Origin of the sequence: Streptosporangium sp. NPDC002544 (genome assembly GCF_040295965.1) — a bacterium.
Taxonomy (GTDB): domain Bacteria; phylum Actinomycetota; class Actinomycetes; order Streptosporangiales; family Streptosporangiaceae; genus Streptosporangium.
Map to the genome: position 1 here is coordinate 138,164 of NZ_JBEOWJ010000008.1, position 21,657 is coordinate 159,820.

General features: G+C 69.8%; 23 protein-coding genes and 1 pseudogene. 12 read left to right on the forward strand and 12 right to left on the reverse strand.

Features of this window, described 5'->3' with window-relative positions:
• Positions 1 to 42 precede the first annotated feature (42 nt).
• Complete coding sequence (locus tag ABT061_RS14300; protein WP_350916444.1) at positions 43 to 927, forward strand: NmrA/HSCARG family protein; 885 nt, start codon at positions 43 to 45, stop codon at positions 925 to 927.
• A gap of 46 nt (positions 928 to 973) precedes the next feature.
• On the opposite strand, the gene ABT061_RS14305 is transcribed toward ABT061_RS14300, so the two are convergent.
• Positions 974 to 1,429, reverse strand: a complete 456-nt coding sequence (locus ABT061_RS14305; RefSeq protein ID WP_350916447.1) for a GNAT family N-acetyltransferase — start codon at positions 1,427 to 1,429, stop codon at positions 974 to 976.
• A gap of 271 nt (positions 1,430 to 1,700) precedes the next feature.
• Between ABT061_RS14305 and ABT061_RS14310 the strand changes: the two genes are divergently transcribed.
• The 6 genes from ABT061_RS14310 (at position 1,701) to ABT061_RS14335 (ending at position 7,329) form a co-directional block, all read left to right on the forward strand.
• Complete coding sequence (locus tag ABT061_RS14310) at positions 1,701 to 3,251, forward strand: ABC transporter substrate-binding protein (protein WP_350916450.1); 1,551 nt, start codon at positions 1,701 to 1,703, stop codon at positions 3,249 to 3,251.
• Complete coding sequence (locus tag ABT061_RS14315; RefSeq protein ID WP_350916453.1) at positions 3,248 to 4,228, forward strand: ABC transporter permease; 981 nt, start codon at positions 3,248 to 3,250, stop codon at positions 4,226 to 4,228. The genes ABT061_RS14310 and ABT061_RS14315 overlap by 4 nt, the downstream gene beginning before the upstream one ends.
• Positions 4,229 to 5,041 (forward strand): ABC transporter permease, encoded by an 813-nt coding sequence (locus tag ABT061_RS14320; RefSeq protein WP_350916456.1) that lies wholly within the window; start codon positions 4,229 to 4,231, stop codon positions 5,039 to 5,041.
• Complete coding sequence (locus tag ABT061_RS14325) at positions 5,038 to 5,985, forward strand: ABC transporter ATP-binding protein (protein WP_350916459.1); 948 nt, start codon at positions 5,038 to 5,040, stop codon at positions 5,983 to 5,985. Before ABT061_RS14320 ends, ABT061_RS14325 begins: the two co-directional genes overlap by 4 nt.
• A complete protein-coding gene (locus ABT061_RS14330; RefSeq protein ID WP_350916462.1) occupies positions 5,978 to 6,637 on the forward strand; it encodes an ABC transporter ATP-binding protein in 660 nt (219 codons plus the stop codon). Before ABT061_RS14325 ends, ABT061_RS14330 begins: the two co-directional genes overlap by 8 nt.
• Before the next feature lie 218 nt (positions 6,638 to 6,855).
• Positions 6,856 to 7,329, forward strand: a complete 474-nt coding sequence (locus tag ABT061_RS14335; protein WP_350916465.1) for a hemerythrin domain-containing protein — start codon at positions 6,856 to 6,858, stop codon at positions 7,327 to 7,329.
• 133 nt (positions 7,330 to 7,462) lie between these two features.
• Here ABT061_RS14335 and ABT061_RS14340 read toward each other — a convergent pair.
• Together ABT061_RS14340 and sigJ are read right to left on the reverse strand one after the other, a co-directional pair.
• A pseudogene (locus ABT061_RS14340) lies at positions 7,463 to 7,579 on the reverse strand (IS5/IS1182 family transposase); the annotation flags it as partial.
• A 28-nt stretch (positions 7,580 to 7,607) separates the two neighbouring features.
• Positions 7,608 to 8,543 carry an RNA polymerase sigma factor SigJ gene (gene sigJ / locus ABT061_RS14345; RefSeq protein ID WP_350916468.1) on the reverse strand — a complete coding sequence of 312 codons (936 nt, stop codon included), beginning with the start codon at positions 8,541 to 8,543 and terminating at the stop codon, positions 7,608 to 7,610.
• Positions 8,544 to 8,688: 145 nt separating this feature from the next.
• Here sigJ and wrbA point away from each other — a divergent pair, with 145 nt between their 5' ends.
• Positions 8,689 to 9,297: an NAD(P)H:quinone oxidoreductase gene (gene wrbA, locus ABT061_RS14350; protein WP_350916471.1), complete on the forward strand. Its 609-nt coding sequence runs from the start codon at positions 8,689 to 8,691 to the stop codon at positions 9,295 to 9,297.
• Positions 9,298 to 9,393: 96 nt separating this feature from the next.
• On the opposite strand, the gene ABT061_RS14355 is transcribed toward wrbA, so the two are convergent.
• A complete protein-coding gene (locus tag ABT061_RS14355; RefSeq protein ID WP_350916474.1) occupies positions 9,394 to 10,047 on the reverse strand; it encodes a TetR/AcrR family transcriptional regulator in 654 nt (217 codons plus the stop codon).
• Between the two features lie 87 nt (positions 10,048 to 10,134).
• Between ABT061_RS14355 and ABT061_RS14360 the strand changes: the two genes are divergently transcribed.
• Together ABT061_RS14360 and ABT061_RS14365 are read left to right on the forward strand one after the other, a co-directional pair.
• Positions 10,135 to 10,488, forward strand: a complete 354-nt coding sequence (locus ABT061_RS14360; RefSeq protein WP_350916477.1) for a hypothetical protein — start codon at positions 10,135 to 10,137, stop codon at positions 10,486 to 10,488.
• Between the two features lie 57 nt (positions 10,489 to 10,545).
• Positions 10,546 to 11,457 carry a LysR family transcriptional regulator gene (locus ABT061_RS14365; protein WP_350916480.1) on the forward strand — a complete coding sequence of 304 codons (912 nt, stop codon included), beginning with the start codon at positions 10,546 to 10,548 and terminating at the stop codon, positions 11,455 to 11,457.
• Between the two features lie 152 nt (positions 11,458 to 11,609).
• Here the strand turns inward: ABT061_RS14365 and ABT061_RS14370 are convergent, their stop codons facing one another.
• From ABT061_RS14370 to ABT061_RS14390, 5 genes are read right to left on the reverse strand one after another with little or no spacing between them, the layout of a single operon-like run.
• Positions 11,610 to 12,419, reverse strand: coding sequence for a serine hydrolase (locus ABT061_RS14370; protein WP_350916483.1), 810 nt, complete (start codon positions 12,417 to 12,419; stop codon positions 11,610 to 11,612).
• Positions 12,420 to 12,472: 53 nt separating this feature from the next.
• The gene (locus tag ABT061_RS14375; protein ID WP_350916486.1) at positions 12,473 to 14,080 is read right to left on the reverse strand and encodes an N-acyl-D-amino-acid deacylase family protein; all 1,608 of its coding nucleotides are present in this window, start codon (positions 14,078 to 14,080) and stop codon (positions 12,473 to 12,475) included.
• A complete protein-coding gene (locus tag ABT061_RS14380; protein ID WP_350916489.1) occupies positions 14,077 to 14,841 on the reverse strand; it encodes an amino acid ABC transporter ATP-binding protein in 765 nt (254 codons plus the stop codon). The genes ABT061_RS14375 and ABT061_RS14380 overlap by 4 nt, the downstream gene beginning before the upstream one ends.
• Complete coding sequence (locus ABT061_RS14385) at positions 14,841 to 15,761, reverse strand: amino acid ABC transporter permease (protein WP_350916492.1); 921 nt, start codon at positions 15,759 to 15,761, stop codon at positions 14,841 to 14,843. Before ABT061_RS14385 ends, ABT061_RS14380 begins: the two co-directional genes overlap by 1 nt.
• Entirely contained in the window at positions 15,752 to 16,636 is an 885-nt protein-coding gene (locus tag ABT061_RS14390; protein WP_350916496.1) for an ABC transporter substrate-binding protein, read from the reverse strand. Before ABT061_RS14390 ends, ABT061_RS14385 begins: the two co-directional genes overlap by 10 nt.
• 144 nt (positions 16,637 to 16,780) lie before the next feature.
• Here ABT061_RS14390 and lysA point away from each other — a divergent pair, with 144 nt between their 5' ends.
• Positions 16,781 to 18,064, forward strand: a complete 1,284-nt coding sequence (lysA, locus tag ABT061_RS14395) for a diaminopimelate decarboxylase (protein ID WP_350916499.1) — start codon at positions 16,781 to 16,783, stop codon at positions 18,062 to 18,064.
• Between the two features lie 115 nt (positions 18,065 to 18,179).
• On the opposite strand, the gene ABT061_RS14400 is transcribed toward lysA, so the two are convergent.
• The gene (locus tag ABT061_RS14400; protein WP_350916502.1) at positions 18,180 to 18,695 is read right to left on the reverse strand and encodes a MarR family winged helix-turn-helix transcriptional regulator; all 516 of its coding nucleotides are present in this window, start codon (positions 18,693 to 18,695) and stop codon (positions 18,180 to 18,182) included.
• Between the two features lie 39 nt (positions 18,696 to 18,734).
• Here ABT061_RS14400 and ABT061_RS14405 point away from each other — a divergent pair, with 39 nt between their 5' ends.
• On the forward strand, positions 18,735 to 19,661 hold the full coding sequence (locus ABT061_RS14405; RefSeq protein ID WP_350916505.1) for an EamA family transporter: 927 nt from the start codon (positions 18,735 to 18,737) through the stop codon (positions 19,659 to 19,661).
• A 71-nt stretch (positions 19,662 to 19,732) separates the two neighbouring features.
• On the opposite strand, the gene ABT061_RS14410 is transcribed toward ABT061_RS14405, so the two are convergent.
• Positions 19,733 to 20,734 (reverse strand): phosphotransferase enzyme family protein, encoded by a 1,002-nt coding sequence (locus ABT061_RS14410; protein WP_350916508.1) that lies wholly within the window; start codon positions 20,732 to 20,734, stop codon positions 19,733 to 19,735.
• A 159-nt stretch (positions 20,735 to 20,893) separates the two neighbouring features.
• Positions 20,894 to 21,151 (reverse strand): hypothetical protein, encoded by a 258-nt coding sequence (locus ABT061_RS14415; RefSeq protein ID WP_350916511.1) that lies wholly within the window; start codon positions 21,149 to 21,151, stop codon positions 20,894 to 20,896.
• Positions 21,152 to 21,657 lie beyond the last annotated feature (506 nt).

A 21,657-nucleotide genomic window follows, 5' to 3' on the forward strand; every position in this document is an offset into this window, starting at 1 on the left:
CTCAGCTTATCGGCCCTCATCCGGGCCCAGGAAAGGATCCCGATGAACACCATGGACAGGCCCGTCCTCGTGATCGGCGCCACGGGCCGCCAGGGCGGCGCGGCCGTCACCCACCTGCTGGCGGCCGGCCGGCCGGTACGAGCCCTGGTCCGCGACCCCGCCGCCCCCGCCGCCCAGGCGCTCGCGGCGGCGGGGGCCCAGCTGCACATCGGGAACCTTGACGACCCCGGCTCGCTGGCCAGGGCCGCAACCGGTGCGTACGGGGTCTTCGGTGTCACGCCCGACGACGAGGACTCCGACCGCGAGGTCCGGCGCGGCATCGCCCTGGCCGACGCCGTCGTCGCGGCCGGCGTCTCGCACCTGGTGTTCGCCTCGGTCGGCGGTGCGGAACGCGGGACCGGCATCCCGTACTGGGAGAGCAAATGGCGCATCGAGCAGCACATCCAGAAGCTCGGCCTGCCCGCCACGATCCTGCGGCCCGTCCGGTTCATGGAGAACCACGCCATTCCCGGCCTGCCCCTCGGCGGGATCGACGGACACGAGCTCGTCCACCTCTTCGCCCCCGACACGCCGGTGCAACTCATCGCGGTCACCGACATCGGCGCCTTCGCCGCCCTCGCCTTCGCCCACCCGGACGACTACCTCGGGCAGGCCGTCGAGCTCGCCGGCGACGAACTGACATCTCTCCAGGCCGTGGAGCTCATCAGCCGGAGCATCGGCCGCGAGATCACCTATCGGCAGGTCGCCATCGAGAGCGCCGGATTGGGCGAGGACACCGCACGCGCCTTCGCCGACGGGCGAGGCCTGTGGCGGGCCGACATCGCGGCGCTGCGCCAACGCCACCCCGGCCTGCTGGACTTCTCCTCCTGGCTCCAGCAAGGCGGCAGCGCCGGGATCCAGGAGCTGTTCACCACCCGAGAAGGCTGAACGTTCTCACGGCGGCGTTGAGGTGGTTGACGGGCCGTACAGGTCCTCAGAGCACTCTTGTCATGAACGCGCTGTTCGGGTCGGGTTTGTAGTCCGCGAACGGGTCGCAGTACTCGAACCCGAACTTCTCGTACAGCTTCCGGGCCGGCAGGAAGAACTCGGCCGCCCCGGTCTCGAGGCTCAGCCTGGTGAATCCCATGCGCTTGGCCTCGGTGACGATGTGCTCCAGAAGGAGGGACGCGATTCCGCTCCGCTTGCGCGTCGGCCTGGTGCGCATCGACTTGACCTCCGCGTGGTCCGCGTCCAGCCTCTTGATCGCGCCGCAGCCGACCAGGCTGTCACCGTCCATGACCGACCAGAACGTGATCTCGGGCCTGCGCAGGCTCTCCAGGTCGAGGGCGTGCTTGCTCTCCAGCGGAGTGATGGACCGCATCTCCTGGACGTGCTCGTCAAGGAATCCGGCGATCTCCGGACCGGAGAGGTCATCGACTGCGATCTTCAATTCCGCGCCCATCCTTTCTTGGAGACACTTGATGTCACGGTGGTCGGGTGCCTGGTGGGTGCCCTTCCGTTCGTTGATCGTATAGGCGCCGTCCCTGTCGTCCCATCGCGGCCAGGATGCGACGCTGAGGCTCTCGTCGGCGCGGATCACCGGGGCCGATCTCCGCCATCCTCGCCGCCACGGCGCGTCGTGGGGACAGATGCAACGTGATCTCCATGGGGGGTTCATCCCAAGTTATTGCAAGTAATATGCAACTGATAGAACTTCTCTTGTGACAAAACTTCTCCAGAAGTCCGCCACGCTGTGCGTCGTCCTCGCTCTGGCCGGTGCGGCCTGTTCCGCCCCGCAGGGGCCGGCCGACCCGCCGGATGACACGTTCGTCATCGGGCTGAGCTCGGAATTCGACAATTTGAGCCCGGTGCTCGGGTTCTCTCCCGACGGGGGATCGTTGATCTTCGACGGGTTGATGAGCCGGGCACCCGACCTGACGATCAAGCCCGCGCTCGCCGCTGAGCCGCCCACCGTCTCCAAGGACGGGACGACCGTCACCTTCACTCTGAAGGAAGGGCTGAAGTTCCACGACGGCAAGCCGCTGACCAGCAAGGACGTGGAGTACACCTACGAGGCGCTGCTCGATCCCGCCAACAACTCCACGATCAGGAGCGACTATTCGGCGATCAAGGATGTGGCGGCTCCCGACGCGCGGACCGTGGTGTTCAGTCTTCGGTATCCCTATGCGCCGTTCGTGCAGCGCAGCACGCTCGGCATCGTGCCCATGGGCACGATGGAGAAGACCAAGCCGGTCGGCAGCGGCCCCTACCGGTTCGTCTCCTGGACGCCCGGAGACAAGATCGTGCTGGAGGCGAACAAGGAGTACTGGGGCGGCGCTCCGGCGATCTCCAGGTTGGTGCTCGCCTTCGCCCCCGACGACAATGTGCGCGCGACCCGGGTTCGGGCAGGCGAGTTCGACGCCACCGTGCTGCCGCCGAAGGCCGCCGTCGGCCTACGCGGCCGGCAGGACGTGACCGTGTATGACGTACCGAGCGCCGACTATCGCGCGATCATGTTCCCGATGACCCAGCCGGTGACCGGCGACCGGGCCGTACGCAAGGCGTTCAGCCTGGCCCTCGACCGGCAGGCGATGGTCGACACGATCCTGGCCGGCGCGGGTGTTCCCGCCTACGGGCCGGTCTCGCCCGATACCAGATGGCACAACCCCGAAGTGACCGGTGACACCGATCCCGAAGCCGCCGGCAAGCTGCTTGACGAGGCGGGCTGGATCATGGGGAAGGACGGTATCAGGGAGAAGGACGGCAGGAGTGCCGAGTTCACCCTGATGTATCCGGCGGGCGACTCGCTGCGCAAGGAACTCGCGCTGGCCGCCGCCTCCGACGCCAAGAGGATCGGTCTGCGGGTCGAGCCGATCGGCCTGGACTGGGACGCGATCGAAGCGCGACTGGACAGGGATGCGGCGGTCATGGGGTTCGGCAGCCCGTATGACCCCGACTACGTCAACTACGAGCTGTTTCACTCCGACTTCAAGGGCCAGGGCTTCTTCAACCCGGGCCGCTACGACAACCCCGAGGCCGACAGGCTGCTGGAGCAGGGCAGGGCCTCGGGAGAGCAGGCGGAGCGCGAGCGGATCTACGCCGACTTCCAGAAGGTCATCAGGGACGACGAGGTCTATTCGTACCTGGTCTTCCTCAAGCACGTGTACGTGATCCGCGGCAGGTACGAAGGGATCGTGCCGGGCGTGGACGGCCACGAGCACGCCACCGGAGGCCTGTTCGCCGGCATCCACACCTGGAAGCCGGCCGCGTGAGAGCGGTACTCAAGATGATCGCCTGGCGGGTGGTCTTCGCGGTGCCACTGCTGGTGGCCGTTACGATCGGCATGTTCGCGCTGGCCCAGGCCTCCCCCTTCGACCCGGTCAGGCAGTACCTCGGCGAACGCGCGCTGGTCACCTCTCCTGAGGTGGTCGAGTCGATCAGGCAGAACTGGGGCCTGGACCGGCCGGTCCTCGAGCAGTACGCCACCTGGTTCGGCAACCTGGTCAGCGGTGAGCTGGGCGAGTCGCGCTCCTTGCATCGGCCGGTCGGCGAGATCATCGGCGAGCGGCTGGGCTGGACCCTGCTGGCCACCGGCTCGGCGCTGGTGCTGATGTTCGTCGGCAGCCTGGTGGTGGGTACCCTCGCCGCCTGGCGGCGCGGCTCCTGGGTGGACCGGGCGATCACCGGCGGCGCGTTCGCCAACGAGGCCGCCCCGGTGTTCTGGCTGGGGCTGCTGGCCATCTGGGTCTTCGCGGTCCAGTTGGGCTGGCTGCCGGCGGGGGGCCTGACCGACGCGGCGTCGACCACGATCAGCCCCGCTGATGTGGCCGCGCACATGGTCCTGCCGGTCGCGGTGCTGGCGATCTCCCAGTCGTCGTGGCTGGTGCTCTACGTGCGGGAGTCGGTCATCGGGGTGCTGCGGGAGGACTTCGTGATCGGCGCGCGCGCCCGCGGCCTGCGCGAGCGAACCGTGATCGTGCGGCACGCGCTGAGGTCGGCGCTGCTGCCCTTTCTCACCCTGCTCGGCGCTCGGATGCCGGAACTGGTCACCGGCGCGATCCTGGTCGAGACGATCTTCTCCTGGCCCGGCGTCGCCGCGGCCTCGGTACAGGCGGCGCTGGCCGTGGACTTCCCGCTGCTGGCGGCGCTCACGCTGCTGGGCACGGCGGCGGTGCTGGTCGGCAACCTGCTTGCCGACATCGCCTACACCGTGGCCGATCCGCGGGTGCGCACTTTGGGGGTGGGCTGAATGCCGGTGAGGTTCGCGGCCGGCACCCTGGTGCTGCTGGCGCTCGCCGTACTCCTGGTGCCGCCTGTCGTGCAACTCGACCAGAGCCTGGTGGACCTGCGCGCGGCCGGGCAGCCCCCCTCTTTCGCACACCCCCTCGGCACCGACGAGGTCGGGCGGGACGTGCTGATCCGGTCGATCTACGGCCTGCGCGTCTCCTTCCTGGTGGGCCTGGTGGCCGCGCTGGTCAGCATGGTGATCGGCGGACTCATGGGCCTGGCGGCCGGCAGTCTGGGAGGACTGCCCGACCGCCTTCTCATGCGGGTGGTGGACGGCTTCAACGCCCTGCCGCACCTGCTGTTCGGCATCTTCATCGTCGCGCTGTTCGCGCCGAGCGCCGCCGCCGTGGTGGTCTCCGTAGGTGTGACGCACTGGACCACGGCGGCGCGGATCGTACGCTCCGAGGTGCTCTCGCTGCGCTCGCGCCCGTTCGTGGAGGCGGCGATCTCCGGAGGCTCGACCAGGATGCGGGTGGTCCGCCGCCATCTACTGCCGCACCTTTTCCCCCACCTGATGCTGGCGACGGTGCTGATGATGCCCCACGCGATCTGGCACGAGACCGCGCTGAGCTTCCTCGGCCTGGGACTCCCGCCGCACCTGGCCTCACTCGGCAACATGATCAACGATGGGCAGCGCTCGTTGCTCACCGGCGACTGGTGGTCGAGCCTGATGCCCGGCCTGTTCATCCTGGTGCCCACGCTGGCGGTGTCGGTGCTGGCCCAGCACTGGCGTGACCGCCGCAACCCTCGCTGGAGATCGGAGCTGGAACTGTGACCGGAACTGTGACCGGCCGCGGACGGCTACGGGTTCAGGGGCTGAGCGTCAGCTTCCGCATCCCCGGTGCGCTGGTGCAGGCGGTCAGCGAGGCGACCTTCGAGGTACGGCCGGGTAGCTGCCTGGCCCTGGTGGGTGAGTCCGGGTGCGGCAAGTCGGTGCTCGCGCACGCGCTGCTCGGCCTGCTGCCGGACAACGCGACCGTCTCCGGCCAGGCATGGCTGGAGCACGGCGAGGAGCCGGTGGAACTCCTCGGCGCCTCGCAGGCCGTACTGGCCAGGCGGGTGCGCGGGCGGGCGATCGGGCTCATCCCGCAGAGCCCGGCCACCCACCTCACGCCGGTGCGTACGGCACGGGCGCAACTCCAGGAGGCCATGCGCGAGCTCGGCTCGCACGCCACGGCCGATGACCTGGCGGCGCGGTACGGCCTGCGCCCGCAGGAGCTGGACCGCTACCCGCACGAGCTGTCGGGCGGCATGGCCCAGCGCGTGGCGAACGCGATCGCGCTGGCAGGCGACCCGTGGCTGGTGCTGGCCGACGAGCCGACCAGCGGGCTGGACCGGCCGCTGGTGGACCGGGCGATGGCGACGCTGCGCGAGTTGTGCGACGAGGGACGTGCGGTACTCCTGATCACGCACGACCTGCGCGCCGCCGAGCGGGTCGCCGACGACCTCGCGGTGATGTACGCCAGCCGCCTGGTCGAGGTGGGGCCGGTGGCCGAGGTACTCGGGCGCCCCCGCCATCCGTACACGGCGGGGCTGGTGGCGGCCCAGCCGGATCGGGCGTTCGTCCCCATCCCCGGCCTGCCGCCCGAGCTGACCCGGCTGCCCGAAGGGTGTGCGTTCCGGTCGCGCTGCGGCCACGAAACCGAGCGGTGCGCCGTGCCGCCACCGATGGACGGCGGCGTGGCCTGCCACCACGCCCTGGAGGACAGGCATGCTTGAAGCGTCCGGAATCACCGTCAGGTACGGCAGGCACACCGCGCTGGACGAGACGTCCCTGACGATCATGCCCGGTAAGGTGACCGGCCTGGCCGGGCCGAGCGGCTGCGGGAAGTCGACGCTGGCCAGGGTCATGGCGCTGATGCTGCGTCCGGCGTCGGGCACGCTCACCGTGGACGGCACGATCGTGACGCGCTGGCGGCAGCGCGCGGCCCGCGACCTGCGCACCCGAGTGGCCCTGATCTACCAGCAGCCCAGGCTCTCGGTGGACCCGCGCCTCAAACTCGCCGAAGTGATCGGCGAGCCGCTGACCGCGAACGGCCGGCCGGATGAGGGGCGCGTCACCGAACTGGCCAGGGAGACAGGTCTGACCGGCGACCTGCTCACCCGATGGCCGCACGAGGTCTCCGACGGGCAGTTGCAGCGGGCCTGCGTGGCCAGGGCACTGACCTTGGAACCCCGCTACCTGATCTGCGATGAGATGACCACCATGCTGGACGCCTCCACGCAGGCACACCTGGTCGGGGTGGTGAACGCCTACCGGGAGCGTACCGGGGCGGGAGTGCTGGCGATCAGTCACGACCCGATCCTGCTGGATCGCTGGGCCGACGAGATCGTTGGTCTCGCCGGACACGGAGATCCGTCTCCGTCATGAACGCGATCTTGTGCGTGGATCGCACCGGCATCCCCTCACCGTGGGAGCGTAACGGGGTGGGTCGCCCTTTCTCCGGCCGGTGCGAGTGCGGGTTGACCGATCGTCGCGATGATGATGAGGTTCTGTGCCAGCGTCGCGGTGCACCCGGCAAAGAGATCGCCGAGGGCATGGAGGCGCCGGAACACTGGACGACCTTGGAAACACCCGATGGACGCCTGATGGCGTTCGGCAACCAACTGATCGAAGTACATCTCTGGCTCCGTGAGGAGCTCGCCGCACTCCGCGAGAACGTCGAGGCCTACCTCGACGGCGGCGCGCGCCCCCGCGAACTGCGGGCCCACTGCCTGACCTTCTGTTCCGCCCTGAACCGGCACCACACCGGTGAGGACGACGGCGCGTTCCCCGAGCTCGCCGAGCGGTTTCCCGAACTGCGCCCGGTGCTGGACGAACTGCGTCGCGACCACCGGCTGGTGGAGGACTCCCTCAGGAGGCTGGAGGCGCTCGTCGGCGGCCTGGACCAGGAGACGGATCCGGCCGTGGTGCGCAGCGAGCTGGACGGTCTCGCCGCGCTGATGGAGACGCACTTCGTCTACGAGGAGAAACGCATCGTCTCGGCGCTCAACGCGCTGAACGTGCCGGGCTGGGATCGTTCCCGGCCCGGCTTCCTGCTCAGCGACGACAAGGAACACTGATCGGCCCGTCCTGACCGGGTCACCGGAACCCGGTCAGGACGGCCGATCAGCACTGCGATCGTGCGGGCCGTCCTCGTCCTGGAAGCGATCTCAGCTGGTAGGGCCTGTTTTGAGAGCGGCCGCCGGTAGACGGTCACCGGAGTCGGCGTGATGTGGGTCGGGTGTCCCGGCGGCAGCGGGGTCCTGCTCGGCGGATGAGTGCGCGGACGGTGACGAACGCGGCGGCCAGGCCGCCGCGTTCGAAACAGCGGGCGGGCCTGATGGTGCGAAGGCGCGTGTCAGCCCGTCGTCCAAGGCCGGAGCTTGTCGGGGTTGAGTACTGCCCAGATGTGCTTGATCCGGTCGCCTGCGACGTCGAACGCCAGCACCGACACGGTGACGCCGTCCAGCCGGGCCACCAGACCGGGCTGACCGTTGACCGTACACTCCAGGATCGTCGCCTTGGGGACCGCACTGCTCCGATCGGCGAAGAAGCGCGCGATCTGCTCGGCGCCTTCGATCGGGCGGAGTTCGGCGCTGACGAGTCCGCCACTGTCGCCGGTCGCCGTGGCGTCGGGGTCGAGAAGGCCGATGAGGGCGTCGATGTCCTTGGCCGCCCATGCCTGCTTGAAGGCTCTGACGATGCCGGCCTGCTGGGCCGCCGGAGCCGCGGGAGCCCGCGACGCGCGAATGCGACGGCGGGCCGAGGAGGCCAGCTGGCGGCAGGCCGCCGGGGTACGGCTGACGATCTCGGCCACTTCGGCGAAGGAGTAGCGGAAGACATCGTGCAGGATGAACGCGACCCGCTCGGCCGGGGTCATCGATTCGAGCACGACGAGGAAGGCCATGTTGACCGACTCATCCAGGGTGACCCGGTCGGCCGGGTCGGTCGTGGTGCCGCCGCACCGCCCGCTGATCCACTCCGTACGCTCGGGCAGCGGCTCCGGAATCCATTCGCCCACGTAGCTCTCGCGCCGGGCCCGTGCCGAGCCGAGCAGGTCGAGGCAGATGCGACCGGCGACCCTGGTCAGCCAGGCGCCGGGGGATTCGATGCCTTCCTGCTGCTGCCGGGACATGGCGTACCAGCGGGCGTAGGTCTCCTGGACGACATCCTCGGCATCGGCCAGGGAGCCGAGGAGCCGGTAGGCGAGATTGGTCAGCTGACGCCGCTCGCTCATGATCGCGCTCAGGCCCGGATCGAGCCGGCCGTCTCCTGGCTCGGATGGGGTGGTCACGGTGTCCCCGACTTTCCTTGGTCGCATCTTCCCTCACCGGTTCGACGAGACAGCGCACCGAACTGTGAGGCCGGCGAATCGCCTCACATTCCGAAGGGTTGTGTCGTCGTACCGATGAACCGAACGCGAAGGAAGGAAACCGATCATGGAACCCGTGAACGTCGCGATCATTTACTACAGTGCCACAGGCACCGTGCACGCCTTGGCGCAGGCCGCCGCCGAGGGCGCGGAAAAGGCGGGCGCACACGTGCGACTGCGCAAGGTCGCCGAACTGGCCCCACCGGAGGCGATCAGCGCCAGGCCGGACTGGGCCCAGCACCTCCAGGACACCGCCGATATCGCCGAGGCCGGCCTCGACGACCTGGACTGGGCCGACGCGGTGCTGTTCGGTACCCCCACCCGCTTCGGCAACCCGGCCGGCCAGCTCAGGGCGTTCATCGACACCACCGGTGGCCTGTGGTACCAAGGCAGGCTCGCGGACAAGGTGTACTCGGCTTTCACCGCCTCCAACACCGCCCACGGCGGACAGGAATCCACCCTCCTGGCGCTGGGGAACACGTTCTACCACTGGGGCGGCATCATCGTGCCCCCCGGCTACACCGACCCGATCCAGTTCCAGTCGGGCAATCCCTACGGCACCTCCCACGTGGCCGGCGATGGCCCACCCAGCGAGGTGGCCTTGCAGGCGGCCCGTTACCAGGCCCGCCGCGTAGTCGACACCGCGGCCTCACTCAAGGCCGGCCGCGCCGCCTGATCCGGCACGGAACACAGCGGGGCCGGTACGGCACAGAGCGATTCTCAACGCCGACTCCGGTGACCATCCACTGGCGGCCGCTCCAGGTTCGGATTCTCAGTTCAGGACGTCACGCAGGTTGAGCGGGGCGGGTGGCGGGAGGGGCTCGGCCTGTTCGGCGCGGAAGGCGCTGAGCAGGTAGGCGACGAGCCGCCGGGACGCGGCCAGGGCCGCTTCGGGGGATTCGGTGATGACGCCGCCGTTGGCCATGAGTAGTAGGGCGAGGTCGTCCTGCGCGAAGTCGGCGCGTAGCCGCCCGATCGCCTTGGCGCGTCGCGTTAGCTCGGCGAAGCCCTGTATGGCGCGGTCGCGTACCTGCTCGATGTCGACCGCGTCGGGGAACGCCGCGACGAAGGCCGCGCTGAAGCCACGGTCGACGGCCTGCATGGTGCAAACCTTCTCGATGGCCGCGCAGAATCCGCGCCACGAGTCCGGATCGGCCAGCGCGTCGTCGACGACCGACACGCATGCCTCGAACTGATCGGCGAATACCTCGGTGACCAGGGATTCCTTGGTGGGGAAACGGCGGTAGAGCGTCGCGATCCCCACCTGGGCATGCCGGGCGATCGCGGCCATCGGCACGTCGAGTCCGCGGTCGGCGAACAGTTCGCGGGCGACCTCGACGATGCGGTCGCGGTTCTGCCGCGCGTCGGCGCGTAACCCCACGGCCGCGTCGGGGACGGCCGGCATATGAGATGCCTCAGCGCTCATGTTTCCCACTTTAGGCCAAACGGATGGGGCTCTCCACTTATCCGGTTACGCTGGCCGACAAGAGATATCCGTGGTGATGGAGGTTCTGTGCGATATCAGGGACCGCTTCCGAAGCGAGCGATCGGCCGTTTCAACACCTGTGTCCTGACGTTGCGCTCCTCTCCTCGATGGGGCCGGCTGATCAGCGGACGCCTCACGGTCGTCACCTATACGGGACGCCGCTCGGGACGCACCTTCAGCACACCCGTCGCCTTCCGGCGCACGGCCGACACCGTCACGATCGGTGTTCAGTTCCCCGACGCCAAGATGTGGTGGCGCAACTTCTTGGCCGAGGGTGGTCCGATATCGCTGCAGCTGGATGGGATCGATCGCACCGGGCATGCGGTCGCCAGACGTGACGAAGCGGGTCGCGTCACCGTCACCGTCCGTCTGGACGGCTGACAAGCCATCCGAGGACCCCGGCCGTCCGGCCGCTTCGCCGGTGCCGATACTGGAACGGTGCTGAGCAGCCAACGCCTGCGGGTGCTTCTGGAGATCTTCAGGACGGGGAGCATCGCGGGAGCCGCCCGTACCCTGCGGCTCTCGCCCTCCGCGGTGTCCCACCAGCTCTCCAAACTGGAGGAGGAGGCCGGTGTGGGCCTGGTCGAGCGGGGCGCGCAGAGCCTGCGGCTGACCGCGGCCGGGCGGCGGCTCGCGACCCGGGCGCAGGAAGTGCTCGACATCATCGAGGCGGCGGAGAAGGATCTGCTGGCGCAGGCCAGGGCCGACGCCGGGCAACTGCGGATCGGTTTCTTCGCCTCCGCGGGATACCGGCTGCTGCCGCTGGCGCTGTCGACCTTCACCGCCCGCCACCCCGCCGTGGAGCTCGACCTGGTGCTCGGCCAGCCGCACGAGCTCCTGCCCGACCTGGAGCGTGGCGCGCTGGACGTCCTGGTCGTCTTCGAGCACGCGCTCGATCCCTGGAAGCCGCCGGAGGGGGTCGAGGTCACCCACCTGTTCGACGAGCCGCAGCTTCTGGTCGTGCCGCCGGGCCATCCGGCGGGGCAGCGGCAGCGGGTACGGCTCGCCGACCTGGCCGGCGAGCCGTGGATCACCACGTACGGCACCGACACCCCGGTCTCGGTGCTGGAGCGTGCCAGCGCGCTGGAGGGGTTCAGCCCGATGATCCGTTGCCGTAGCGACCACTACGAGGTCACGCTCGGACTGGTCAGGGCCGGACTGGGGGTGGCGCTGGTGCCCAGCCTCGGCGCGCAGGGGGCCTCGGGCATCCAGGTGTGCAGGTTGGACGGGCCCCGCCTCTATCGCAGGATCGGCGCCGCCACCCGTCCGACCAATCCCAACCCGGCGCTGCGCTCCTTCATCGACTACCTGCGCGACGCCTCGGCCCAGATCCGCAACGCCCTGCGCTGACTCCTCGGCGGGCCGATACTCCGGCCCGCCGATCGGGGCGGGAACATCGACGACGTTCTCGCCACAACGGCGCCGGATACGACGTGCGGATGGAGCAGGCCCTGCCGAGGTGCCGGGGGACACGCCGGCATGGCCGACCGGCGTGTCCCGGGTCAGCGGTCGGGAGGCAGGCCGGCCAGGCGGCCGATGGCCAGGCCGGCCTGGCGGGCACGCCCCACCAGGGCGTGCTCGCCGCCGGCGGGACCGTTGGCCAGCACGGCGTAGCCGATCCGGCGCCCGGAGCCGATCATCACACCCACATCGGCCCGCACCCCGACGTCGGTGCCGGTCTTGTTCGCCACCCACACCGTCCCGGCGGGAACGGAGCCGGGGATCTCCCGCTCCTCCGGCTCGCTCGGCAGCAGGGCGGGAACCAGGCTCCGGTCGGTGTTGCAGGCCATCCAGCCCAGCAGGAGCCGGGTCCACTCCCGGCGGCCGTCGAGCCCGGCCGCGAACCGGGCGAGCTCGCCCGCCGTACCGACGGCGAAGGTCGGCGGGTGCGAGGGCAGGCGCGGCTCGCGGATCCGGTCGAGGATCCGCGTCCGCGCGAAGCCGAGCGCGGCGGCGCCCTCGGCGACCCGGTCCAGGCCGAGCCGGCGCAGCAGCGCGTTGGTCGCGGTGTTGTCGCTCACCGACGCGGTGAGCACGGCGAGGTCCCCGATCGCCCAGCGGCGGCCGGACAGGACGCCGAGGAGACCGGAACCCCCGCAGCGGTCATCCTCCCGCAGCTCCACGATCTCGGCGGGATCGAGCTCCCCCTCGGTGATCCCCCGTGCCACCACGGCGAGCAGCAGCAGCTTGCCGACGCTGGCGAGGGGCAGCTCGGCGTCCTCGTGGACGGAGATCAGCCCCGGCACCGACACGGCCACCCTGGAGATCACCGCGGCGGCGCCGCTCTCACCCGGCAGGTCGAACTCTGTCATCGCCTCATCCTCCCGGAACCCGTCGTCCTTCCCGAGGTCACCGTCACCGTCGATCACGTGGCCAGCACCGTCCCCGGCCGGGCGCCGGTCTCGGCACCGTCGCGGACCACGCGCTCACCGGCGACGATCACCGAGTGGACTCCCGTCGGCGGGACCAGCGGCGCGGCGAAGGTGGCGCCGTCGGCGATCGAGCCGGGGTCGAAGACGACCAGGTCGGCATGGGCGCCGTCACTGATCACGCCGCGCCCTGCCAGCCCGAACCTGGCCGCGGCCATGCCGGTCATCTTGTGCACCGCCGTCTCCAGGTCGAGCAGTCCCAGCTCCCGGGTGTAGTGCCCGAGCACGCGGGGGAACGTCCCCGCCCAGCGCGGGTGGGGACGGCCGCCGGGCTTGGGCACGCCGTCGGAGCCGATCATCGAGTACGGCGCGGCCAGCACCCGCCGCACATCGTCCTCGATCATGGAGTGGCTGATGATCGTGACCTCGCCCCGCTCGGCGACGAGCAGGGCGGCGGCCACGTCGAGGGGGTCCTGGCCGCGGGTGGCGGCCAGTTCGGCGATCGTGTGCCCCTCCGTCTCGGGGTGGCGTGGCGCACAGGCGATCGAGATGCGGTCCCAGCCGCCGTTGCCGACGGTGTTCTCCCAGCCGGGGACGCCCTCGGCGATGGCTCGGCGCATCCGATCGCGCTGGCCGGGGTCGGCCAGCCGCGCCATCAGCGCGGACACCCCACCGTCCGAGGCCCAGGGCGGGAGCATCGCGCCCAGCGCCGTGCTTCCCGCGGTGTAGGGATAGACGTCGCAGGTCACGTCCATGCCCTCGGCCCGCAGCCCGGCGATTCTGGGCAGGGTGCGCTCGGTGCGTCCCCAGGCGTACTTGCCCGCCGTCTTGTGGTGGGAGACGTGCAGCGGGGCGCCGCTCCTGCGCGCGATCTCGACGGCCTCCTCCAGAGCCTCCTCCACGCGTGACATCTCATCGCGCAGGTGGGTGACGTACGGCTTGCCGTGCCCGGCCGCGACGGCGGCCAGCGCGACGACCTCGTCGGTGCTCGCGTAGGTGCCGGGGGTGTAGATGAGCCCGCTGGAGAGCCCGGCCGCGCCCGCCGAGAGCGCCCGGTCGAGCAGCGCGCACATGGTCTCCAGCTCGCCGGGGGTGGCGGCCCGATCGACGGGGCCGATCACTCCGGCGCGGAGCGTGCCGTGCCCGACGAGGGAGGCGAGGTGGTTGGCGCGGGGCACGGCCGCATGCGCGGCGGCGAACTCGGCGAAGCCCTCGTACATCCCGACATCGCCACCGAAGTAGACCCGGCTCTCCGCGCGCATCGCGGCCAGCCGTTCCGGCAGGGCGGGGAAGAGACTGGAGCCGCAGTTGCCGCAGATCTCCGTGGTGACACCCTGCAGGACGGCGGCCTGGACCATGTCGCCGCCCACTTCCCCGTCGATCAGGGTGACGCCGTCGGAGTGGGTGTGCACGTCGATGAAGCCGGGGGCGACGACGAGGCCGGTCACGTCCTCGGTGTGGCGGGAGCCGGCCGGGGCTCCCGGAGGCAGCAGCGTGAGGCGACCGGCGAGGACACCGACGTCGGCGGAGCGGGCGGCATCGGGCGCCGCCGTACCGTCGACCACCAGGCCGCCTCGGAGCAGCAGATCGAAGTGGGGGATCACAGGACCTGCCCGAGGAAGGTGCGGAAGCGTTCGTGGCGTGGGTTGGCGAGCACGTCGCGGGGATGGCCCTGCTCGACGATCACCCCGCCGTCGATGAAGACCAGGTTGTCGCCGACCTCGCGGGCGAAGCTCATCTCGTGGGTCACGACCATCATCGTCATCCCGCTGACGGCCAGGTCCCGCATGACCGCGAGCACCTCCTGGACCAGTTCGGGGTCGAGCGCGCTGGTCGGCTCGTCGAAGAGCATGAGCTTGGGGTCCATGGCCAGACTGCGGGCGATCGCCACGCGCTGCTGCTGGCCGCCGGAGAGCTGGGCGGGGTAGTGGTCCGCGCGGTCCGCCAGGCCCACTCGTTCCAGCAGTTCCAGCGCCCTTCTTCTGGCGTCCCCCTTGGAGACGCCCTTGACGACCACCGGGCCCTCCATGACGTTCTCCAGTGCCGTGCGGTGCGGGAAGAGGTGGAAGCGCTGGAACACCATGCCGATGTCCTGCCGCTGGCGGCAGAGCCGGGCGGGGCTCAGATGGTGGAGCCGGTCGCCCTGTTCGGCGTAGCCGATCAGGTCGCCGTCCACCCGGATGCGGCCGGAGTCGATGGTCTCCAGCCGGTTGACGCAGCGCAGCAGTGTCGACTTGCCGGACCCGGACGGGCCGACGACGCAGACCACGCCGCCTACGGGCACGTCCAGGCTGATGCCCTTGAGCACCTCGACGGAGCCGAAGCACTTGCGCACCGAGCGGATGCTCACCATGGGCTCGGTCATCAGACGTTCCCCCTGCTGAACGGCCGCAGGTTGCGGCGGACCCTGACCTGCAGCGTGTGGTGGCCGCGCTCGAACCGCTTCTCGATGAAGTGCTGGCCGACGCTGGCGATGGTGGTGAGCACGATGTACCAGATGGAGGCCACGACGAGCAGCGCGATCACCTCGAAGTTGCCGAGGTAGATGCGCTGGGAGACGGTCAGCAGCTCGGCCCCGGCGATGACCGAGACCATCGAGGTGGTCTTGAGCATCGAGATGAACTGGTTGCCGGTGGGCGGGATGATCACCCGCATCGCCTGGGGAAGCACCACCCGGCGAAGCACCTGCCGGTGTGACATGCCGAGCGCCTCGGCCGCCTCGCGCTGGCCGGGGTCCACCGAGCGGATGCCCGCCCGGACGATCTCGGCCATGTAGGCGCCCTCGTTGATCGCCAGACCGAGCAGGGCCGCGGTGAAGGGCGTGATCAGCTCGTTGGCCTGCCACTCGATCAGCTTGGGGCCGTCGAACGGCACGCCGATGCCGAAGGAGGGGAAGACCAGCCCGATGTTGAACCAGAAGATGAGCTGGACCAGCAGCGGGGTGCCGCGGAAGAACCAGGTGTAGAGCGCGGAGGCGCCCCGCAGCACGGGGCTGCCGGACAGCTGCATCACCGCGGCGAGGATGCCCAGCGCCAGGCCGATCACCATCGACAGCACGGTGAGCTGGATCGTGACCCACAGGCCGCCGAGGACCCTGCCGTCCATCAGGTACGCGGCGATGACGTCCCAGTGCAGGTTCTCGTTGACGATGATCGTGTAGGCCAGCCAGACCAGGACGAATCCGGCGACCGTCGCCATGATCCACCGGCCGGGCCGCGGCGGGCGGAGCGCGTCGATCGGCAGGTGCGGATTCTCGGTGCCCGCGGCGGTTCCGGTCACTTCCATGGCTTGGTGTTGACCGTCACCTCGGGCACGGCGTTGCTCGCGACGCCGTACTTCTCCAGGACCGCCTGGTAACCGCCGTCGGCGGTCAGTTCCTGCATCGCCTTGGCCACGGCGTCGCGCAGCGCGGTGTTGCGCCGGTCGATCGCGATGCCCCAGGGACCGGCGTCGTACTGCTCGGGCAGCACGTCGTACTTGCCGGTCTCCTTGGCGTACATCGCCGCGACGGGCGAGTCGACGATGGTGGCGACCGCGCGGCCGGAGTCGATGCTCAGCAGGCCGGTCGGCGCGTCCTCACTCTGCATGATCTGCATCTTCTTGGCGCACTTCTCGTCCTGCCGCTGCCCGATCGCGAGGTTCGAGCTGCCCTTGGCCAGCACGACGGTACGGCCGCACAGGTCCTCAAGGGTCTTGATGCCCTCGGGGTTGCCCTTCTTGACCATGATGGCCCCGCCGGCGTTGAAGTAGTCGACGAAGTCGACGGCCGCGCGGCGCTCCTCGGTGTCGCTCATCGAGGACATCACCACGTCCCAGCGGCCCGCCTGCAGACCCGGGATCAGGCCGTCGAAGGCTGCGTTGGTCACCTTGACCTTCAGGCCGAGCTTGGCCGCGATCGCCTCGGCGAGGTCCGGGTCGACGCCGGTGAGCTCTTGGGTGCCCGGCTTGTACATCTCCATCGGCGGATAGCCCTCCGAGGTCGCCATCCGGAGCTCGCCCGTCTTGCGGACGGCCTCGGGCACCAGGTCCTTGGCGGTCTTGCCGGCCGCCGAGGCGGCGCCCGCGCCGGCGTCGGTTCCCGACGACGAGCGCCCGCAGCCGCCGGCGAATGCCGACACCGCCAGCGCGACAGCGATGACCGAATACAGGCGCTTTGTCACGAAATCTCCTAGTTTGCGAATAGTTGAGCTTATGGTGTCGACGGGAGGTAACGGCCCCAACACACGTGAATGCTTGCGAGCCTTGGCATCGAAAACTTCGCCGCTAAGACCGGACAAAAGCCATCACTCTCTACCTTCGACACCATGACCTTGGTGATGGAGAACGGCTGGCCGCGCACTGCGGCATGGACCGGCGGGGAACTCCGCATCGGCGGGATCGGCGTGCGGGAGCTCGCCGCCGAGTTCGGCACGCCCGCCTACATCCTCGACGAGGAGGAGTTCCAGGGCCGCTGCGCGGAGTGGCGGGAGGCGCTCCCCGACGGGGAGGTGCACTACGGCGGCAAGGCCTTCCTCTGCCCCGAGGTGGTGCGCTGGCTGGAGGCGGCCGGACTCTGCCTCGACGTGTGCACCGGGGGCGAGCTGGCCGTGGCCCTGGCCGGGGGCATGGACCCCGCGCGGGTGGTCTTCCACGGCAACAACAAGTCGGTCGCCGAGCTGCGCCGCGCCGTCACCTGGGGCGTCGGCTGCGTGGTCGTGGACTCCTTCACCGAGATCGAGCGCCTGGCCGCCCTCGCGGACGAGGCGGGGGTACGGCAGCGCGTGATGATCCGGGTCACCCCCGGGGTGGAGGCGCACACCCACGAGTTCATCGCCACCGGGGGCGACGACTCGAAGTTCGGGTTCTCGCTCAGTGCCGGACTGGCGGCCGAGGCGGTCCGCCGGGTCCTGGCCACCACCTCACTGGAGCTGACCGGGCTGCACTCGCACATCGGCTCGCAGATCACCGATCTGGGCGGCTTCACCCTGGCCGCCCGCCGGATGGCCGGCTTCCTGCTGGCCTGCGAGCTTGAGCACGGCGTGACGATCCCCAAGCTCGACCTCGGCGGCGGCCTGGGCATCGTCTACCGGCCCGGCGACCCGGTCCCGCCACGCCCGGCCGAGGTGGTCGCGGCGCTGCGTGAGGCCGTACCCGCCCGGGTGCGGCTCGCCGTCGAGCCGGGCCGCTCGATCGCCGGACCCACCGCCGTCGCCCTCTACGAGGTGGGTACGGTCAAGGAGATCCCCGGCGTCAACACCTATGTCAGCGTGGACGGCGGGATGAGCGACAATCCGCGCCCCGCCATGTACGGCGCCGCCTACACCGCGCTCCTGGCCTCCCGCTCCTCGGACGCCCCGCTGCGTGAGGTCACCGTGGTCGGCAAGCACTGCGAGAGCGGCGACGTGCTCGTCCGAGACCTGCCGCTGCCCGCCGACGTACGGCCCGGCGATCTGCTGGCGATCCCCGCCTCGGGGGCCTACCAGCGGTCGATGGCGAGCAACTACAACCATGTGACGCGGCCCCCGGTGGTCGCCGTCCGCGATGGGGCCGCCAGGGCGATCGTGCGCCGGGAGACCGAGGAGGACCTGCTCCGTCTCTACCTGCGCTGACGAGTACGGAGCCGGGCGCCACCCGTCACGTCCACCTCCCCGTCTGACCGGCTCAGACCACGACCGGGCCCTCGCTCTTCGAGCGGGGGCCTGCTCTCGTCCGTCCGCGAGCGGCTCAGGTATCCGTCCGGAGCGGCGTTTCGAAGCGGGCCAGCCAGGCGGCGAGGAGTGATTCGAGCTGCGCGGCCTCTTCGGGGGTCAGCTCGTCGAGGAGGCGGCGTTCGTTGCGCATGTGCTCGGTGAACGCCCGGTCGATCAGCTCCTTGCCCGCGGCGGTGAGCGCGACCACCCGGCCGCGGCCGTCGCTCTCGCTCGGGCGACGGGTGACCAGCCCGTCACGTTCGAGCCGGTCGATGCGTTTGGTCATCGCGCCGGTGGTGACCATGGTGAAGGCGGCCAGCTCTCCGGGGGCGCGCTCGAACGGTGCGCCACCGCGTCGCAGGGTGGCGAGGACGTCGAACTCTCCCTCCCCGAGCCCGTACCGCCGGTAGACGACACAGAGCTGTTCGGTGAGGTGTCCGGCCAGGCGATGCAGGCGCCCGATCACACCCTGCGGGCTCACGTCCAGGTCCGGCCGCTCGCGAGCCCATTCCTGCTGGATGCGGGCTACATGATCCAGAGGTTCGCTCATGTCTGGAGTATAGCTTCCAAGGAAGCTATATTGTCTTCCATGGAAGTTAATTTTCGCTGGGCATTGGTCACGGCGATGGCGCCGATCGCGTGGGGGACGACCTACTTCGTCACCCACCAGTTCCTCCCGCCCGGCTACCCCCTGTACGGGGCGGTCATCAGGGCGCTGCCCGCGGGACTGCTGCTTCTCCTCATCGGCAGGAAGCTTCCTCGGGGGGCGTGGTGGTGGAAATCCCTGCTCCTCGGCACCATCAACATGAGCGCGTTCTTCGCGCTCGTCTACCTGGCGGCCCAGCTGCTTCCGACGAGCGTCGCCTCGACGATCATGGCGACGTCGCCCGTCGTGATGATGCTGCTGGCCTGGTCACTGCTCTCGGAGCGCCCGAAGGTCCTGCACCTGACCGGAGCCGGCGTCGGCATCGCGGGTGTCTGCCTCATGCTGTTCACCGGCGCGGCCGCCGTCGACCCCCTGGGCGTGCTCGCGTCCGTCGCGGCCATGGTGATGTCGTCGTTCGGCTTCGTGCTGGCCAAGAGGTGGAGCCACGAGGTCGACGTGCTGTCGTCGACCTCGTGGCAGCTCATCGCCGGGGGCGTCGTCCTGCTGCCCTTCGCCGTCGCGGTGGAGGGCCCGCCGCCGAGCCTGGACGGACCCGAGATCCTCGGGTTCGGTTATCTCAGCGTCATCGCGACGGCTCTCGCCTTCGTCGCCTGGTTCGCGGGACTGCGGCATCTGTCGGCGGGAACGGTGGGACTCGTCGGGTTGCTGAACCCGGTGACCGGGGTGCTGCTCGGCACGACGATCGCCGGAGAGGTGCTCACCGCGCAACAGCTCTGCGGGCTGATGCTGACCCTCCTCGGCATCCTCCTCGGGCAGCCCGTCGCGGCCCGCCTCGTCGCGATCAGGCGGCAACGAGGCCGGGCAAGGCCGGCGGGACCTGCCCGGCGTCGAGAACGAGCCGGCCGCTGACGGTGCCGTGTGGCCACTGGCTCCGGCTCCGACGGCGCTCGGTCGGCGCCTTCCTGAGCGCCGATCGGCGGCTACCGCAGCGTCTGGCGTTTTTCCGGTGCCTTGTCAGTGAGGCGTTCCACGGCACCCACCAGCCCGTCCCATGCCTGTTCCATGTCGAGGGAACGGTCATGTGGTGCGCGGAACCAGTCAACGTATATGGACACCTCTTCAAGATCCCAGCGGAGCCGGTAGAGCGTGAGGGCCGAGGCGTCGGGCATCCGACCGCCGGCCTTCGCGTACCGTGCCAGGTCTTCTGGCTCCCGCACGACCGACCACAGGTCGCGTTCGGGCGATGCGAGACCCACCGTGTCCCAGTCGACCATCAGGTAACGGTCTTCCAGCCGCAGGAGGTTGCCCGGGTGCGGCTCACCGTGGGTGACGACGGGTGCTCTGTGGCTTTCCTTGAGCTCCTTGACCAGCCGGTCGAACTCCTCCAGCCGCTGCCGCAGACCGGGGGCGCGGCCGGAGAGCAGGGTCCTGGCAGGCTCGGCGAACGGCCCGCCCGCCCAAGAGATGACTCCTTCGAGGGCCTTCTCCAGGAGGCCGCGCATCGAAAGCTCCGCGTGAAGCACCGGCGTTGAGGCAGGAGGCGTCTGCCGATGCAGCTCGGCGAGCAGGTCCAGGACGGCGCCGCGCTCCTGCGGTGTCAACGGTTGGTCGAAGTCTCCGGCAACCCCCTCCACGAACGGGAAGACGCTGAGGGCGTACCGGGGCCCGAGCCGGTGGACGGTCTCGCCGTCGGCGGCCCGCAGCGGCGCCACCACGAAGTCCAGCTTCTCCTGGTCACGCAGGGCCGCCGCGGTGTCCATGGCCTTGCGCAGGCCTCGCAGGGCGGCCTGCGAACCCTGTCCGTTCTTGAGCTCCAGATCGGCGACGGTGACGAACCACTTTCGTCCCCTGTCATCGGCCGCGATCCAGTGATGGTCGCCGAAGCCGACCGGTGCATACGCCAGCGAGGCGGCGCCGATTCCCCACTTGTCCAGGACCCGCGACAACTCGCCCTCATCGACGTCTTCCGGTCGGTCTCTCATCCCGGTCACGCTAGGCGATCAGGATCGACCCCGCACTCCGATATCGGGCCCGGCCGATGGTGTTCTTGAGTCGGCCTGCCAACACGGGCGGCCTGCACGGTCGGCTCGGAACGGACTCACGGAGAGATCCGTCCCGAGCCGACGTTTACTCAGACTATTTTAGTAGTAGAGGTAAAGGGCGAAGAGAGAGCCCTCGAGATCGCACCTGTAAGCCTGGACGATGCCGCCATTGGTAATGGCTTTGAAACCGGTTTTGGTGCAGTCGTTTCTGTACTGGTAGTGGCCCGCGAGGTGCCAGGATGGGGCGGCCTGCGCGGAGGCCGCCGCCGTGGTGGCGGCTGCGGCGGGGCCGACCATGGTGCCACCGGCGAGTCCACCGGCTATCAGCACCGCTGCGGCCAGACGACGAGTTCTCATTTTCTTTCTGCCCTTCGTGAAGAAGCACGTGCTAGACGAAAGACGACTCCGGTGAGAATCGCGTCCCGAACACGTGATGTCCTGTCGGCAGAGTGCGTGATCATGCTTGGAAAACGCTTGTGAGCCGCGAGGAAGGCTGGTAGGGCCTGTTGCCCGCCTGGTGCGGCCACTACCTGACCGGTCTGGCCGAGCTGTCCCGCGCCATCGATTGGGCGCCGAACACCCCGGCCGGCCGCGACAACCCGGGGGCCGGGGGCGAATGAGCGAGCGGTCAGCAGTTGGTCGGCATACCGGACACGTTGGGGCTCTCGACCACGACCGTGCCATAGGTGGCCGCCAGACGGGCGGTGAGTTTGTGCAGGCACGACCGCTCTCCATCGGACCTGCATCATCGAGCTCGTCACCGGCTCGTGGCCTCCCAGTGATCGACAAGCCGCTCGCCAGTCGTGGCCTCTAGCTTCTCTCTGGTCCCGCGCGCTCGAAGCGGCACGGCGGGAGCAGATCCA

Bases quoted from the DNA above. Each gene is read 5' to 3' on its own strand.
- ABT061_RS14300 (WP_350916444.1), top strand. From the start codon at position 43: ATGAACACCATGGACAGGCCCGTCCTCGTGATCGGCGCCACGGGCCGC.
- ABT061_RS14320 (WP_350916456.1), top strand. From the start codon at position 4,229: ATGCCGGTGAGGTTCGCGGCCGGCACCCTGGTGCTGCTGGCGCTCGCC.
- ABT061_RS14330 (WP_350916462.1), top strand. From the start codon at position 5,978: ATGCTTGAAGCGTCCGGAATCACCGTCAGGTACGGCAGGCACACCGCG.
- ABT061_RS14335 (WP_350916465.1), top strand. From the start codon at position 6,856: ATGGCGTTCGGCAACCAACTGATCGAAGTACATCTCTGGCTCCGTGAG.
- wrbA (WP_350916471.1), top strand. From the start codon at position 8,689: ATGGAACCCGTGAACGTCGCGATCATTTACTACAGTGCCACAGGCACC.
- ABT061_RS14355 (WP_350916474.1), bottom strand. From the start codon at position 10,047: ATGAGCGCTGAGGCATCTCATATGCCGGCCGTCCCCGACGCGGCCGTG.
- ABT061_RS14370 (WP_350916483.1), bottom strand. From the start codon at position 12,419: ATGACAGAGTTCGACCTGCCGGGTGAGAGCGGCGCCGCCGCGGTGATC.
- ABT061_RS14380 (WP_350916489.1), bottom strand. From the start codon at position 14,841: ATGACCGAGCCCATGGTGAGCATCCGCTCGGTGCGCAAGTGCTTCGGC.
- ABT061_RS14385 (WP_350916492.1), bottom strand. From the start codon at position 15,761: ATGGAAGTGACCGGAACCGCCGCGGGCACCGAGAATCCGCACCTGCCG.
- lysA (WP_350916499.1), top strand. From the start codon at position 16,781: ATGACCTTGGTGATGGAGAACGGCTGGCCGCGCACTGCGGCATGGACC.
- ABT061_RS14400 (WP_350916502.1), bottom strand. From the start codon at position 18,695: ATGAGCGAACCTCTGGATCATGTAGCCCGCATCCAGCAGGAATGGGCT.
- ABT061_RS14405 (WP_350916505.1), top strand. From the start codon at position 18,735: ATGGAAGTTAATTTTCGCTGGGCATTGGTCACGGCGATGGCGCCGATC.
- ABT061_RS14410 (WP_350916508.1), bottom strand. From the start codon at position 20,734: ATGAGAGACCGACCGGAAGACGTCGATGAGGGCGAGTTGTCGCGGGTC.
- ABT061_RS14415 (WP_350916511.1), bottom strand. From the start codon at position 21,151: ATGAGAACTCGTCGTCTGGCCGCAGCGGTGCTGATAGCCGGTGGACTC.